Source organism: Streptomyces sp. NPDC096323 (genome assembly GCF_040302845.1).
Lineage (GTDB): Bacteria > Actinomycetota > Actinomycetes > Streptomycetales > Streptomycetaceae > Streptomyces.
This window is the reverse complement of sequence record NZ_JBEOSI010000006.1, coordinates 278,738-293,962: the sequence shown is the minus strand read 5'-3', so window position 1 is coordinate 293,962 and position 15,225 is coordinate 278,738. Positions and strand designations below refer to the sequence as shown.

Below are 15,225 nucleotides of genomic sequence, written 5' to 3'. Positions count from 1 at the left end.
TCCAAGGCTCCGTTCACGCAGCCGACGGCAGGTTCATCAAGGCCAGCGGGGCCGACGTCGGCTGCGCCGAGCCGCCTGCGGGCTCGACGGTGACGCCCATGCCCGTGGCGCCGTCCACCGGCCCGTCGAGCAGGGCCGCGTACGTCGTCGAGACCGCGCCCGAACCATGCAGCAGGCCTGCGGAGCGCATGGTGCCGCCGTCGTCGAACCACAGCTGATAGACCTTGCCGCTGGGCGCCTCGGCCAGCCCCGATGCGAGGAACACGGCGCGGTCCTGGCTCCGGGAGACCACCACGGTCCCCGTCGCGCCGCCCTTCAGCGGGCCGGACCGCGACTGTGCGTCGGGCGCGGCGATCACCCCGGCGAGCCGCTCGCTCCGCTCCTGCGTGGCACGGGCCTCCTTCAGGGCGTCCCGGGCCTCCTGGCTCTGCCACACCGCGACACCGCCGAAGCCCGCCGCGGCGGCCAGGCTCGCCGCCAGGGCGAACGCCGGCCACCGCCGGGTCCGGCCCGCGGCGGTGCGGGCGGTGGCCGAGGCGTGGACGCCACGTCCGGCGGACGGCGGCTCCTGGCGTACGGTCGCGATCTCCCGCAACACCCGCTCGCGCAGTTCCCGCGGCGCCGCGGCCGTGACGGCGAGCCCGAGCCGGGTCGCGGTCTCCGAGAGTTCGCGCACCTCCACGGAGCAGGCCTCGCAGTCGCTCAGATGCCTCTCGAACTCCCGGCGTTCGGACTCCGGCAAGGCGTGCAGGGCGTAGGCCCCGGTCAGTGTGTGCAGTGCGGCGTCGCTCATGCGCTCACCCCCAGGCAGTCGCGCAGCCGGATCAGTCCGTCGCGCAGTCGGGTCTTGATCGTGCCCAGCGGCGCCGCGAGCAGCTCCGCCACCTCCCGATAGGTCAGCCCCCGGTAGTAGGCCAGGGTGACGGACTCCCGTTGCAGCTCGGAGAGCGTCCGCATGCATCGCCGTACCTGCTCCCGCTCCAGCCGGCTCTCCACTTGCTCGGTGACGTCGTCGAAGGCGGGTGTGCGGTCGAGCAGCGCGGCCCGGTGCTCCCGGGCCGTCGTCGCCTCCACCGAGCGCACCCGGTCCACGGCCCGGTGATGGGCCAGCGTCAGCACCCAGTTCATGGCGCTGCCACGGGCGGCCTGGAAGCGCGGCGCCGTGCTCCACACCTCGACCAGCACCTCCTGCGCGACCTCCTCCGACTGGGCGGGGTCACGCAGCACGCTGCGCACCAGTCCGAGCACCGGCCCGCAGATCGTCTCGTACACCTGCGAGAAGGCGTCCTGATCGCCCCGGGCGACCCTCCCCAGGAGTTCCTGGAGATCGGGCCCCGCCGGGGCCGGTCCGCTGATGTGTACGGCTTCCTTCACGCGGGCGCCCTCCAAGGATGCTCATCGGTCTCGCCAGGTGATTCGGAGCCGATGGCAGCGCGGATTGGTCAGGGGGCGAAATGCTTCCACGTCCTCCCCGAGGCGTCCGTCAACGGCCCGCCGCCACACTCCCCGCCCGGCCCGGGCGTTCGCTCCCGGGCCGCGTCCGGCGCGAACGGGCCGCGCGCAGCACCAGGAAGAGCAGCAGCCCGAACGGCGAGAGCAGGATTGTCAGCACCAGCAGCGGGCCCACGATGTCCGGGCTGCTCACCGCCGTCCAGAGCTCGGGGAAGACCGGAACGGCCATCGTCAGGTACACGGCGAGCACCGGGAGGACGGTCAGCGGCGAGGAGGCGGGCGACTGAGCCCGCGGGGATGGGGGCGGCGTCCGGCTGTCGACGAGGTGGAGCGTGCCCGCCCTCCCATGTGCGGATGAGGTGGGACGTGCCCGCTGGGCGATGAGGTGGGACGTGCCCGCCCGCCTTCGCTACGGGCCCTGGGCCCGTGGCCCCGCGCACATGGCTGTGCCCCGGTCCGCGGACCGGGGCACAGTGCGAGGGTGCGGGTGCCGGGGGCTACGCGGCGCCGCCGCCCTCCTGCTCGCGCTCCACCTGCTCGTTCCACTCGCGCTTGACGGAGCGCCAGGCGTCGTCGTTCTGACCGAGCCGCCAGTAGCCGGAGATCGACAGCTGGGGCAGCGGGATGCCGCGGTCGAGCCGCAGGTGGCGGCGGATCTCCTTGACGAAGCCCGCCTCGCCGTGGACGAACGCCTGGACGTCGCCCGCGGGGAACTCGAGGTCCTTCACCGCGGCGGTGAGCGCCTCGCCGAAGGGGCGCTCACCCCGGTGCAGCCAGGTCACCTCGATGCCGTCGGGCGACGCGATCTTCTGCTCCTCCGAGGCGTCCGCGACCTCGATGAACGCGTGCCCCGCCGCACCGGCGGGCATCTGCTCCAGCGCCGCGGCCACGGCCGGCAGCGCGCTCTCGTCGCCCACCAGCAGGTGCCAGTCGGCCGAGGCGTCGGGGGCGTAACCGCCACCGGGACCCAGGAAGGTGATCAGGTCACCCGCTGCGGCGCGGGCCGCCCACGGGCCCGCGAGGCCCTCGTCGCCGTGCACGACGAAGTCGATCGCCAGCTCCCGCGCGGCCGGGTCCCACGAACGCACCGTGTACGTGCGCGTCGTGGGCCAGAGCTCGCGCGGGAACTCCTCGCGGATGCGGGCCATGTCGAAGGGGTGGCCGTAGTCGGCGCCCTCGGGCGCGAAGCACAGCTTGACGTAGTGGTCGGTGAAGCCGGACAGCGTGAAGTCGGCGAGACCGTCACCTCCGAGCACCACCCGGATCATGTGCGGGGTGATCTGCTCGGTGCGCAGGACCTGCGCACCCTGCGCCTTGGGTGCCTGCCGCGCCGGTCGTTCTGCCACGAAGTTGTCTCCCTGTTACGGATGCCGGACCGGTGGCCCCGTGCGGGAATGCCTGCGCACGGGAATGCCCATACAGGGAACCATCGGTCTTAGGGTTACCTAACTTAACACCTCAGCCGGCGAGTGTGGAGAGCAGGCGCTGAAGCGCCCCGCCCAGTCCCCACTGGTCCGCAAGCGCTTCGAGGGTCGCCGGATCGCGGGGATCGGCGGGCAGCGCGGGGTCGAATTCCGGCAGGGGTACGTCACCGGCGACCCGGACCACGGTCGGCGCTACGGCCAGGTAGTCACGGGCCTCGTCGAGCCGCTTGCGCTGCGAGGGCGTCAGCTTTGCGGCCGGGTCGTCGACCGCGGCCATGATCCCGGCGAGATCGCCGAACGCGTCCAGCAGTTTCGCCGCCGTCTTCTCGCCGATGCCGGGAACGCCCGGCAGCCCGTCGCTCGGGTCGCCGCGCAGCAGCGCCAGGTCGACGTAGCCGGAGCCGTCCACCCCGTACTTCTCGCGGAGCCAGGGTTCGTCCGTCGCCTGGAGGGTGCCGACCCCCTTCAGCGGGTAGAGCACCCGCACCCCGCGGGCGTCGTCCACCAGCTGGTAGAGGTCCCGGTCGCCGGTGACGATGTCGACCGGGCCCGTCGCCAGGCCGGTCAGTGTGCCGATCACGTCGTCGGCCTCGTATCCCGCGACGCCGACCCGGGCGATGCCCAGGGCGTCGAGGACGGCGGCGATGATCGGCACCTGCGGGGCGAGCGTGTCGGGCGTCTCCTCCTCGTCGGGCAGTCCGGCGCCCGTCTCCACGGCGACGCGGTGCGCCTTGTACGAGGGGATCAGGTCGACCCGCCACTGCGGCCGCCAGTCCGCGTCCCAGCAGGCGACCAGATCGTCGGGCCGGTGGTCCTGCACCAGCCGGCCGATGAAGTCCAGCAGGCCGCGCACGGCGTTGACCGGCGTCCCGTCCGGGGCGCGCACCGAGTCGGGCACCCCGAAGTAGGCGCGGAAGTAGAGAGAGGCGGTGTCGAGGAGCATCAGGCGTCGCGTCACACCCCGATGATGCCGCACCCCACTGACGGTGGCCGCCGTGTCGCGGTTCCCGGACCGCCGCCGCTGCCGGAGATGCCGCACCCCACTGACAGCGCGTACGCGGTTCCCGGACCGCCGCCGCTCTTTTGTGAGCTGGGCCACTCTTGTGTTTGCCCCGGATAAGCGGGGGCAGGCGCGCCATCGGAGCGGACCACGTTGCATTTTCAACTGGTGTACGTGCCATGCGGACCGAACCCGCACCGCTCCACGGTCTGCCGGAGGGGGTGGCAGACCGTTTTCGGTTCAACGCGTGAGGTGTATGTGTCAAGGCTGCAAGCCGAACACTTGTACAAAGTTTTCGGCAGACGACCCGATCAAGCCGTGCAGAAGCTCAAGAGCGGCACCGACCGCGACGAGCTGCGCGCCGACGGAACGACCGCAGCGGTGATCGACGCATCGTTCACCGTGGAACCGGGCCAGATCTTCGTCGTGATGGGTCTGTCCGGGTCCGGCAAGTCCACGTTGCTGCGCATGCTCAACGGGCTGCTGGAGCCCACCGCGGGCCAGGTGCTCTTCGACGGCCAGGACCTGACCGCCCTGAGCCCCGCCGAGCTGCGCCACGTCCGCTCGACCAAGATCAGCATGGTGTTCCAGCACTTCGCGCTCTTCCCCCACCGCAGCGTCCTGGAGAACGCCGGCTACGGCCTCGAGGTGCAGGGCGTGCCGCGCGCCGAGCGCAACCGCCGCGCCACCGAGGCACTGGAGATGACCGGCCTCGCCGGCTGGGAGAAGTCCTGGCCCGACGAGCTCTCCGGCGGTATGCAGCAGCGCGTGGGCCTGGCCCGCGCGCTCGCCACCGACGCCGACCTGCTCCTGATGGACGAGTCCTTCAGCGCCCTCGACCCGCTGATCCGCCGCGACATGCAGGACCAGCTCCTGGAGCTGCAGAAGCGGCTGAAGAAGACCATCGTCTTCATCACCCACGACCTCAACGAGGCCATGCGCCTCGGCGACCGCATCGCGGTGATGCGCGACGGCGAGATCGTCCAGCTCGGTACCGCCGAGGACATCCTCGTCACTCCGGCCAACGACTACGTCGCCTCCTTCACCCAGGACGTCGACCGCTCCCGGGTGCTGACCGCGGGCGCCGTCATGGCCGAGCCGCACACGGTGATGGGCACCATGACCGACGACGGCAGGGAACTGCGTACGCCCGCCGACGTCCTGCGGGAGGCCCCGGCCACCGTCGCCGAGTCCACCCCGATCATCGAGCTCTTCACCCCCTGCTCGCAGAGCGGGGTGGCGGTCGCCGTGACCGACGACAAGGGCAAACTCGTCGGCGTCGTGCCGAGGGCCCGGCTGCTCGCCGTGCTCGGTGAGCCGATGACCCCCAACGAGGCTCCCCAGGACGCCGCGGCCTCCCTGAAGAAGGTGGCCAGTGTTTAGGCTCCCCCTCGGCGACTGGGTCGACTCCGCCGTCGACTGGCTCCAGACCCACCTGGCCTGGCTCTTCGACGCCATCAGCTCCGTGGTGAGCGGCATGTTCGACGGCATCGCCGCCGTGCTCTCCGCACCCGCGCCCCTGCTCTTCGCGGGCATCGTCGCCGTCATCGCCTGGTGGCTGCGCGGCCTGATCGCCGGTGTGCTCGCGTATCTCGGCTTCGCCCTCATCGACTCCGTCGAGCTGTGGGACGAGGCGATGGACACCCTCACGCTCGTCCTCGTCGCGACCATCGTGACGCTGGTCCTGGCGGTACCGCTCGGTATCTGGGCGTCCCGCTCGAAGACCGTCAGCGCGGTGACCCGGCCGGTCCTCGACTTCATGCAGACCATGCCCGCCATGGTCTACCTGATTCCCGGCGTCATCTTCTTCGGCGTCGGCGTCGTCCCCGGGATCATCGCCACCATCATCTTCGCGCTGCCCCCGGGCGTCCGGATGACCGAACTCGGCATCCGCCAGGTCGACGCCGAACTCGTCGAGGCCGCCGAGGCCTTCGGCACCACGTCGCGCAACACCCTGCTGCGGGTGCAGTTGCCGCTCGCGCTGCCCACGATCATGGCGGGCATCAACCAGGTCATCATGCTGGGCCTGTCCATGGTGGTCATCGCCGGCATGGTCGGCGGCGGCGGCCTCGGTGGCTCCGTCTACCGGGCCATCGGCAACGTCGATGTCGGACTCGGCTTCGAGGCGGGCATCTCCATCGTCATCCTGGCGATGTACCTGGACCGCATGACCAGCGCGCTCGGCCGCGAGGTCTCCCCGCTCGCCCGCCGCGCGCTCGCCAGGGCGCAGTCGGTGGCCGGCGGGCTCAAGGTGTGGAACTACCGCCCGCAGCCCGTCGTCGCCGTGGCCGGCATCGTCGTCCTCGCACTCGTCGCCGGGAGCATGAGCCTGTTCGGTTCCTCGGACACGGACAGCACCGCGAGCTCCGACCCGGAGAACATCGGGGCCGGCAAGAAGATCAGCATGGGCTACATCCCGTGGGACGAAGGCATCGCCTCCACCTTCCTGTGGAAGGAGATGCTGGAGCAGCGCGGCTTCGAGGTCGACGTCAAGCAGTACGAGGCCGGCGCGCTGTACACAGGTATGGCGGGCGGCCAGATCGACTTCGAGACCGACTCCTGGCTGCCGGTCACCCACGCCGCGTACTGGAAGAAGTACAAGGACCGCCTGGAGGACATGGGCTCCTGGTACGGCCCGACCTCCCTGGAGCTCGCCGTCCCCTCGTACGTGAAGGGTGTCGACTCGCTCGACGACCTCAAGGGCAAGGGGTCCGACTTCAAGGGCCGGGTCGTCGGCATCGAGCCGAGCGCCGGTGAGACGGGCCTGCTCAAGGACAAGATCCTGCCGGGCTACGGCCTGGACAAGGAGTACAAGGTCGTCGACGGTTCCACGCCGTCCATGCTGGCCGAGCTGAAGCGCGCGTACGCCAAGAAGGAACCGATCGTCGTTCCGCTCTGGTCGCCGCACTGGGCGTACAACCAGTACGACCTCACCAAGCTCAAGGACCCCAAGAACCTCTGGGGCAAGGGCGACGGCATCCACACGCTGACCCGCAAGGGCTTCGCGGCCGACAACCCCGAGGTCGGCGAGTGGCTCAAGAACTTCAAGATGACCGAGGGCCAGCTCACCAGTCTTGAGGCGCAGATCCAGAAGAGCGGCTCCGGCAAGGAGCAGGAGGCCGTCCGCACCTGGCTGAAGGCCAACCCGGGCGTCGCCGACAAGTGGACCCCGGTCAAGAAGGCCGCCTCGTCCAAGGGCGCGAACGGCAAGGACGAGCGCGACCGCGCCGTCGAGATGGCCTGGTTCCCCTGGGAGGAGGACATCGCCGCCACGTACCTGTGGAAGGCCGTCCTGGAGGACCGGGGATACAAGGTCAACCTCAAGCAGTTCGAGGTCGGCCCGATGTACGCCGCGATGTCCCGCGGTCAGATCGACGTCCAGTTCGACGGCTGGCTGCCGTACACCCAGAAGAACTACTGGGACAAGTACGGCTCGAAGCTGACCGACATCGGCTCGTGGTACGGCCCGACCTCCATCGAGATCGCGGTGCCCGACTACGTCAAGGACGTCAAGTCCCTGGCCGACCTGAAGGGCAAGAGCTCGCAGTTCAAGGGCCGGATCGTCGGCATCGAACCGGGCACGGCCACGATGGAGAACCTGAAGAAGAACGTGCTGCCGGGCTACGGCCTGGACAAGGAGTACAAGGTCGTCGACGGCTCCACGCCCGCCATGCTGGCCGAGCTGAAGCGCGCGTACGCCAAGAAGAAGCCCATCGCCGTAGTGCTGTGGACCCCGCACTGGGCGTACAGCGAGTACGGGATGACCAAGCTCCAGGACCCGAAGAAGGCCTTCGGCGACGGCGACCGGCTGCACACCATCGCCTCCAAGGAGTTCCCGGCGAACTACCCGCAGCTGACCAAGTGGTTCAAGGACTTCAAGCTGAGCGAGGACCAGCTCGCCGGCCTGGAGAACCAGATCCAGCAGCGCGGCGCCGGGCACGAGGAGGAAGCCGTCAAGGCCTGGATGGACAAGAACCCGGGCATCGCGGACAAGATGGCTCCTCAGCCGTAACGGGGAAAGCGGCTCCACCAGGGGCAGCGGCACGGAAAGGGGTGGGTACCGCCGGCGGCGGTACCCACCCCTTCCGGGCTGTCCGGACGGCACTTTCCCGGCCGGACTCGCCCAACGGTGTGCGTAAGGTGCTCGCAACCGGAAGGATGGCGAGTCGGGAGGGAGCCGGACAATGGACGACAAGGAAACACTCCGGGTGGGCGCCGCGGTCCGCCGACAGCGCAGATCCCTGGGACTCACCCTGGCCGCGGTCGCCGCACGCAGCGGCCTGTCCGTACCGTTCCTCAGCCAGATCGAGAACGAGCGGGCCAGGCCCAGCGCCCGTTCCCTGGACCGGGTCGCCGAAGCCCTGGAGACCACCACCGCACGCCTGCGCGCCGCCGCGGACTCGGCACGCGCGGTCGATGTGGTGCGCGGCGGGCACGAGGACGGCGTACGCCGGGTGGTGCTCGGCCGCCACCAGCTCAGCGCCCTCGAATTCACCGGCGAGCTCGACCTCGGGCGCGAGTTCCAGCACCGCAACGACGAGGTGATGTACGTCGCGGAGGGCGCCGCCGAGGTGGAGGCCGAGGGACAGGCCTACCGGCTGGAGCGCGGCGACACCCTGTTCCTCTCGGGCGGGGTGCGCCACCGCTGGCGGGCGACCATGCCCGGCACCCGGCTGCTGGTCGTCGCGGTCGCCGAGCACATCGACGCCACGTCCGACCCGCGGCGCTGACGAGGCCCTGGGCTTCGCTCAGGCGGCCCGGGCCGGCGCCGGCGCGGGTCCCCGCGGCGCGGCGAGCAGCGCCCCGCCGAGCAGCCCGCGGGCCGTGCGAGCCGCGGCCACCGCCCAGGCCGCCACCAGAGCCACGTAGAGGGCGACGGCCAGCCAGGTGAACGCCGCCAGACCGGTGTGCCGGGCCAGACCGGCGGCACCCGTCACGCACGTACCGACGGGGAAGGTGAAACCCCACCACGTCATGGCGAACGTCATCCCGCCCCGCACCGCCCGCCCCACCAGGGCCACGGACAGCGCCAGCCACAGCAGGGCGAAGCCCATGACCGGCACCCCGTACAGCACCGCGAACGCACCGAACGCGGAGGCGTACGGAGCCCCGACCGCCCCCGGCACCGCATCGGCCAGCGCGTTCACCGCGGTCGTCGACTGACCCAGCGGGCCGAGTACCAGGAACAGCGTGGGCGTCAGCACGAGCGGCAGCGGACCCCGGTGGACCAGCCGGGCGAAGATCAGCGGCAGCATCACCAGCGTCGCCAGCAGGCTCAGCCCGAACATCGCGTAGCAGGCGAGCAGCAGCGCCTGACGTCCCTGTCCCTCGGGCAGCTCCGGCACCAGCAGCGGGCCGAGCGCGGCCGACACCATGGGCGCCACCACCGGCAGCAGCCACACCGGGGACGCGGTGCCCGGCTCCGGCCGGTGGCGCACGATCATCAGGTACGGGACCGCGACGGCAGCGGCCAGTCCGGTCAGGGTGCCCGCGGTGAACAGCACCACGTCCAATGCCAGGGCCGCCTCATGACCGATCACGTCGCGGCCCACGACCATCGCGGAACCGCCGACCGCCAGCAGGGCCATCGACAGACAGCCGTAGAACGGCGCGACCGCCGGATCCAGGAGATGGGCGCGGGCCTGGTCGCGATGCGCGGCCCAGTGCCCGGCGCGGGCCGTGAGCACGGCGGCGAGCAGGACCGCGGAGAGCACCCACACCAGCGCGCAGGCCGTCCGCAGCCCCGGGATGTGCACGGGCAGCGCGACGCCCGCACTCGCCACGATCGCGGTGCCCATGACGGTGGCGTACCAGTTGGGGCCGAAGTGCCGCAGGGCCGGCCGTCGGACGGCGGCGGAGCACGGGGGAGCGGTGCGGGTCTGCGGATAGATGGCCATGCCACGATTCTCGGCGCCCGGGGCGTCCCCCACCAGGGAGTTCCGCCCTATGAGGTCATAAGGTGGACTTATGTCCAGCGACGCACCCGCACTCCTGTCCCACCGGGTACCCGATCTCGGCGCCCTGGAGCTGCTCCTCGCCGTCGCCCGGCACGGCAGCCTCGGACGGGCCGCCCGGGACCTCGGTATCACCCAGCCCGCCGCCAGCAGCCGCGTCCGCTCGATGGAACGGCAGCTCGGCCTCACCCTCCTCGACCGCTCACCTCGCGGCTCCCGCCTCACCGACGCGGGAGCGCTGGTCACCGACTGGGCGCGCCGGGTCGTCGAGGCCGGCGAGGCGTTCGACGCCGGCGCCCAGGCGTTGCGGGACCGCCGCGACTCGCGGCTGCGCGTCGCCGCGTCCATGACCATCGCCGAATATCTGCTCCCGGGCTGGCTGATCGCCCTGCGCGGGGACCGGCCGGACACCGCGGTATCGCTGCTCGCCGGAAACTCCGCGGTGGTCGCGCAGCGCCTGCTGACCGGTGAGGCGGACCTCGGCTTCGTCGAGGGCCTGTCCGTGCCCGAAGGGCTCGACGGGACCGTCATCGCGCACGACCGCCTGGTCGTCGTGGTCGCCCCCTCGCACGCCTGGGCCCGCCGCCGCACCCCGCTGACCCCGCAGGAACTGGCCCGGACGCCGCTGATCCTGCGCGAGCACGGCTCCGGCACCCGCCAGGTCCTGGACGCCGCCCTCGCCGTGCACGGGGGACTGGCCCAGCCGCTCCTGGAGCTCTCCTCCACCACGGCGGTGAAGGGGGCCGCGGAGAGCGGCGCCGGACCCTGCGTCCTGAGCGAACTGGCCCTCGGCGAGGAGCTCTCCGCCCGGCGCCTGGTCAAGGTGCCGATCGCCGGAGTCCGCCTGCGCCGCCAGCTCCGCGCCGTCTGGCCCTCGGGCCACCGCCCCACGGGGCCGGCCCGCGACCTGCTCTCCCTGACGCGGTCGGGCCCGCCGGGCGACTGAGCGGCCGCCCGGAAATCCGCTGGCCCGCCTGTCCGCCGGACGGCAAGGATAGGCGGATGACCGTGACCGCACCGCCCGCCACCGGCGTCCGCCACGACTGGGCCGACCTGCCCCACGCCGTACGCAACGCCGTCCAGGACATCCTCGGCGCGCCGGTCGTCGAGGCCCGCAGCCAGAGCGGCGGCTTCTCGCCCGGGGTCGCCGCCCGGATCCGGCTCGCGGACGGGCGGCGCGCCTTCGTGAAGGCCGTGAGCGCCGAGGTCAACCGCGACAGCCCGGACCATCACCGCGCCGAGGCCCGGAACACCGCGGTGCTCCCGCCGCACGCCCCCGTACCGAAGCTGCTCGGTGTGTACGACGACGGCACCTGTGTCGCCCTCGTCCTGGAGGACATCGAGGGCCGCCAGCCCCGCGTCCCCTGGGACCCGGCGGAGCTGGAGCGCGTCCTGGCGGCCGTCGGCGACCTGTCCCGCACCCTCACCCCGGCCCCCGTCGACGCGCCCGATGCGGCCGTGGGCAAGACCACGATGTTCACCGGCTGGCGGACCCTGTACGCGGCAGGGGGCAGCCCACAGCTGGATCCCTGGGCGGCCCGCCGCCTCGGCGCACTCGCGGAACTGGAATCCGGCTGGGCGGAGCACGCCGCCGGGGACAGCCTCGTCCACGGCGACCTGCGGGCCGACAACATCCTGCTCACCGCGGACCGGGTCGTCTTCGTCGACTGGCCCCACGCGGTGCGTGCGGCACCCTGGTTCGACCTGCTGGCCATGCTGCCGTGCGTCGCCGCCCAGGGCGGCCCCCACCCGGAGGCCCTCTTCACCGCCCACCCGCTCGGCCGGGACGCCGACCCCACCGGGGTCACCGCCGTACTCGCCGCGCTGGCCGGATACTTCGTCGCGCACTCGCTGCGCCCCAACCCGCCGGGGCTGCCCACGCTCAGGGCGTTCCAGGCCGCCCAGGGCGCAGCCGCCCTGGACTGGCTACGGCACCGCCTCGGCCACGGGCTCACCGGCTGACCCGGCGGAACCTCTCAGCGCCGTGCCACGTAGTACACGTTCAGGATGTCGCCCTCGACCCGCTGGGTCTCGATCCGGCCGAACCCGGCCTCGGCGAGCATGGCGCGGGCCGTCTGCTCACCCCAGACGGTGCCCAGCCCCTCACCGCCCTCGCCCAGCGACACGCTCATGCAGTAGAACACCGAGAACGTGTACAGGGCCGGGCCCAGCGGGTGGTCGATGTTCTCCTCCAGACGGCTCGACGCGGCGATGTCCCCCATCAGGAACACGCCGTCCTCGGCCAGTGCGGCGGCGACGGCGGCCAGCGCGCGCGCCGGCCGGGCCAGGTCGTGGATGACGTCGAACGCCGTGATCAGATCGTAGGAACCGGAGATCTCGGAGCAGTCGCCGATGTCGAAGGCGGTGTTGGCCAGTCCCAGACCGGCTGCTTCGGCGCGGGCGGCGGCGATGCCCTCCTCGGACATGTCCATTCCCTGGAAGCTGCTCGCGGGGAAGGCCCTGGCCAGGACGTTGACCGCGTGACCGTGGCCGGTACCGATGTCCAGCACCGCGATCCCCGCGCGCAGACGCTCCGTGAGGCCGGGCACCAGCGGCACGATCCCGTTGACGAGGGCCAGGTCGAAGACCTCCCCGGACTCCTCCGCCTGAAGGCTCTGGAACCGCGGATACGCCGAATACGGCAGCCCCCGCCCGGTGCGGAAGGCCTCCAGCACCTGCTGCTCCACCTCGCCCATCATGCCGAAGTCCTGCGCGATCCGGGCCAGGTTGTCGGGCCCGGCCGCCCGGGTCAGCGAGGCCGCGTGCTCGGGCGGCAGCGCGTAGGTGCGCCGTCCGGGCTCGTAGTCGACGATGCCGCCGACGACCATCGCGCCCAGCCACTCCCGTACGTAACGCTCGTTCAGACCCGCGGCCCGCGCGATCTCCTCGCTCGTGGCCGGCGGCATACCGGCCATCGTGTCGAACAGACCGCTCTGGTGGCCGAGGCCTGCCATCAGACCCAGGCAGGTGTCGTTCACCACCTGCACCATGCGGCCCGCGAAAGCCCCCTGCTTCACCGTGTCGGGTGCTGTGATGGTCATCGCTCCTCCTCTCGTCACCGGGCCACGAGGGGAGGCGGGGAAGGCGGCCGGCCGCGCTCACGGCGGGCGGCCCGACGGGACGGCGCCGGATTCTCTCCTGTCCGCCACGCTACGCCGCCCCGGCCCCGACGGCCGCCCGGGCCCTGCACCGGCCGCCCGGTGGCGGCGCCCGGGGCCCTCACCCGGCCGCCGCCACCAGCGCCCCCATCACCCGCACGTCCTCACCCATCTCCGGATGCCACTGCACCCCGAGCACCCACCCCGGCCCCGGCAGCTCGACCGCCTCCACGGTGCCGTCCGCCGCGTGCGCCGAAGCCACCAGACCCGCGCCGAGCCGGTCCACCGCCTGGTGGTGGTACGCCGGTACGTCGCAGGGGCCGGGCACCACGGAGCCGTACAGCGTCCCGGCGACCGGCGTCACCGCGTGCGTGCCGAACACCCCCTTCGCCCCGCCGGGCCCTGTGTGCCCGTCCAGGTGCTGGGTCAGCGTGCCGCCCAGCGCCACGTTCAGCAGCTGCATCCCCCGGCAGATCCCCAGCAGCGGCGTGCCCGACTCCAGGGCCGCCGCGATCAGCGCCGCCTCCCAGCCGTCCCGCTCCGGCGCGGGCGGCCCGGTCCGCGGGTCGCGCTCCGCCCCGTACCGCGCGGGATCCACATCCGGCCCGCCCGCCACCACCACCGCGTCGAGCCGGGCCACCACCTCCGCAGCGAGCCCGGGCGCGTCCGGCGGCAGCAGCACGGCCAGCCCGCCCGCCTCCCGCACCAGCCGGGCGTAACCGGCGGGCAGCAGCGTGGCCGGCAGGTCCCAGACACCCCAGCGCGCCGAAGCCTCCAGATACGTACTGATCCCGATCAGCGGACGGTTCATCCAACGCCTCACTTCACTCGCACGGCACGCGGAAGGTACCGGCACCGTATCCAAATCCCTTGCCCCGCCCGTAGATTTGGATCATTGTCGGCCCGCGAGGAGAGGATCCGTCCGTGTCCGACCGAACAGCCCCGCTGCCCCTGGAGGAACTCCGCCTCCTCGTCGGCAGCGGTGAGATCGACACCGTGGTCCTGGCCTTCCCCGACATGCAGGGACGCCTCCAGGGAAAGCGCTTCGCCGCCGGCTTCTTCCTCGACGAGGTCGTCGCGCACGGCACCGAGGGCTGCAACTACCTCCTCGCCGTCGACACGGACATGAACACCGTCGACGGGTTCGCCATGTCCTCCTGGGACCGCGGCTACGGCGACTTCGCCATGCGCCCCGACCTCACCACCCTGCGCCGGGTGCCCTGGCACGAGGCGACCGCCCTGGTCACCGCCGACCTCACCTGGGCCGACGGCTCACCCGTCACCGCCGCGCCCCGCCAGATCCTGCGCCGCCAGCTGGAGCGCCTCGCGGAACACGGCTACACGGCCCACACCGGCACCGAGCTCGAGTTCATCGTCTTCAAGGACACCTACGAACAGGCCTGGGACCGCGGCTACCGCGACCTGACCCCGGTCAACCAGTACAACGTCGACTACTCCGTCCTCGGCACCGGCCGCGTCGAGCCCCTGCTGCGCCGCATCCGCAACGAGATGGCGGGCGCGGGCCTCACCGTCGAGTCCGCCAAGGGGGAGTGCAACCCCGGCCAGCACGAGATCGTGTTCCGGTACGACGAGGCCCTGGTCACCTGCGACCAGCACGCCGTCTACAAGACGGGCGCCAAGGAGATCGCCGCTCAGGAGGGCGTCGCGCTCACCTTCATGGCCAAGTTCAACGAGCGCGAGGGCAACTCCTGCCACATCCACCTCTCGCTCCGCTCCACGGACGATCCCGGCCGCAGCGTCATGGCGGACGCCGACGGCGCCATGGCCCCGGTGATGCGCCACTTCCTGGCCGGCCAGCTCGCCGCCCTGCGCGACTTCTCCCTCCTGTACGCGCCGAACATCAACTCGTACAAACGCTTCCAGCCGGGCTCCTTCGCCCCGACCGCCGTCGCCTGGGGCCACGACAACCGCACCTGCGCACTCCGCGTCGTCGGCCACGGCCCGTCCCTGCGCCTGGAGAACCGCCTCCCCGGCGGCGACGTCAACCCCTACCTCGCCGTCGCCGGGCTCATCGCCGCGGGCCTGTACGGCATCGAGCACGCGCTCGAACTCCCCGAGCCGTGCGAGGGCAACGCCTACGCCGCCGCGTACGACCACGTCCCCACCACCCTCCGCGAGGCGGCCGGACTCTGGGAGCACAGCGAGATCGCCCACGAGGCCTTCGGCGACGAAGTCGTCGCGCACTACCGCAACATGGCACGCGTCGAACTCGACGCCTTCGACGCAGCGGTGACCGACTGGGAGCTCCGACGCTCCTTCGAACGCCTGTGAGGACC

At 72.0% G+C, this 15,225-nt stretch carries 13 protein-coding genes and 1 pseudogene; 6 read left to right on the top strand and 8 right to left on the bottom strand.

The window, feature by feature from the left end; translation table 11 throughout:
* Positions 1–13: 13 nt before the first annotated feature.
* From ABTX18_RS18945 to ABTX18_RS18925, 5 genes and pseudogenes are all read right to left on the bottom strand, one after another.
* Positions 14–793: an anti-sigma factor gene (locus tag ABTX18_RS18945; RefSeq protein WP_352123839.1), complete on the bottom strand. Its 780-nt coding sequence runs from the start codon at positions 791–793 to the stop codon at positions 14–16.
* Entirely contained in the window at positions 790–1,374 is a 585-nt protein-coding gene (locus ABTX18_RS18940) for a sigma-70 family RNA polymerase sigma factor (protein WP_352123838.1), read from the bottom strand. Before ABTX18_RS18940 ends, ABTX18_RS18945 begins: the two co-directional genes overlap by 4 nt.
* Before the next feature lie 109 nt (positions 1,375–1,483).
* Positions 1,484–1,729, bottom strand: a pseudogene (locus tag ABTX18_RS18935) (ABA4-like family protein); the annotation flags it as partial.
* 220 nt (positions 1,730–1,949) lie between these two features.
* Positions 1,950–2,798 carry a siderophore-interacting protein gene (locus tag ABTX18_RS18930; protein ID WP_352123837.1) on the bottom strand — a complete coding sequence of 283 codons (849 nt, stop codon included), beginning with the start codon at positions 2,796–2,798 and terminating at the stop codon, positions 1,950–1,952.
* 112 nt (positions 2,799–2,910) lie between these two features.
* The gene (locus ABTX18_RS18925; RefSeq protein ID WP_352124012.1) at positions 2,911–3,819 is read right to left on the bottom strand and encodes a 5'-3' exonuclease; all 909 of its coding nucleotides are present in this window, start codon (positions 3,817–3,819) and stop codon (positions 2,911–2,913) included.
* 375 nt (positions 3,820–4,194) lie between these two features.
* On the opposite strand from ABTX18_RS18925, the gene ABTX18_RS18920 reads away from it, so the two are divergent.
* From ABTX18_RS18920 to ABTX18_RS18910, 3 genes are all read left to right on the top strand, one after another.
* Positions 4,195–5,259, top strand: a complete 1,065-nt coding sequence (locus ABTX18_RS18920; RefSeq protein WP_352123836.1) for a quaternary amine ABC transporter ATP-binding protein — start codon at positions 4,195–4,197, stop codon at positions 5,257–5,259.
* On the top strand, positions 5,252–7,888 hold the full coding sequence (locus tag ABTX18_RS18915; protein ID WP_352123835.1) for an ABC transporter permease/substrate binding protein: 2,637 nt from the start codon (positions 5,252–5,254) through the stop codon (positions 7,886–7,888). The genes ABTX18_RS18920 and ABTX18_RS18915 overlap by 8 nt, the downstream gene beginning before the upstream one ends.
* A gap of 172 nt (positions 7,889–8,060) precedes the next feature.
* Entirely contained in the window at positions 8,061–8,606 is a 546-nt protein-coding gene (locus tag ABTX18_RS18910; RefSeq protein ID WP_352123834.1) for a helix-turn-helix domain-containing protein, read from the top strand.
* 18 nt (positions 8,607–8,624) lie between these two features.
* On the opposite strand, the gene ABTX18_RS18905 is transcribed toward ABTX18_RS18910, so the two are convergent.
* Positions 8,625–9,773 (bottom strand): TDT family transporter, encoded by a 1,149-nt coding sequence (locus ABTX18_RS18905; RefSeq protein ID WP_352123833.1) that lies wholly within the window; start codon positions 9,771–9,773, stop codon positions 8,625–8,627.
* A gap of 70 nt (positions 9,774–9,843) precedes the next feature.
* On the opposite strand from ABTX18_RS18905, the gene ABTX18_RS18900 reads away from it, so the two are divergent.
* The gene (locus ABTX18_RS18900) at positions 9,844–10,776 is read left to right on the top strand and encodes a LysR family transcriptional regulator (RefSeq protein ID WP_352123832.1); all 933 of its coding nucleotides are present in this window, start codon (positions 9,844–9,846) and stop codon (positions 10,774–10,776) included.
* 56 nt (positions 10,777–10,832) lie between these two features.
* Positions 10,833–11,792 carry a phosphotransferase gene (locus tag ABTX18_RS18895; RefSeq protein WP_352123831.1) on the top strand — a complete coding sequence of 320 codons (960 nt, stop codon included), beginning with the start codon at positions 10,833–10,835 and terminating at the stop codon, positions 11,790–11,792.
* Between the two features lie 14 nt (positions 11,793–11,806).
* Here ABTX18_RS18895 and ABTX18_RS18890 read toward each other — a convergent pair whose 3' ends face one another.
* Positions 11,807–12,871, bottom strand: a complete 1,065-nt coding sequence (locus ABTX18_RS18890) for a methyltransferase domain-containing protein (protein WP_352123830.1) — start codon at positions 12,869–12,871, stop codon at positions 11,807–11,809.
* Between the two features lie 178 nt (positions 12,872–13,049).
* The gene (locus ABTX18_RS18885) at positions 13,050–13,739 is read right to left on the bottom strand and encodes a gamma-glutamyl-gamma-aminobutyrate hydrolase family protein (protein WP_352123829.1); all 690 of its coding nucleotides are present in this window, start codon (positions 13,737–13,739) and stop codon (positions 13,050–13,052) included.
* Positions 13,740–13,852: 113 nt separating this feature from the next.
* Between ABTX18_RS18885 and ABTX18_RS18880 the strand changes: the two genes are divergently transcribed.
* Positions 13,853–15,220 (top strand): glutamine synthetase family protein, encoded by a 1,368-nt coding sequence (locus ABTX18_RS18880; protein ID WP_352123828.1) that lies wholly within the window; start codon positions 13,853–13,855, stop codon positions 15,218–15,220.
* Positions 15,221–15,225 lie beyond the last annotated feature (5 nt).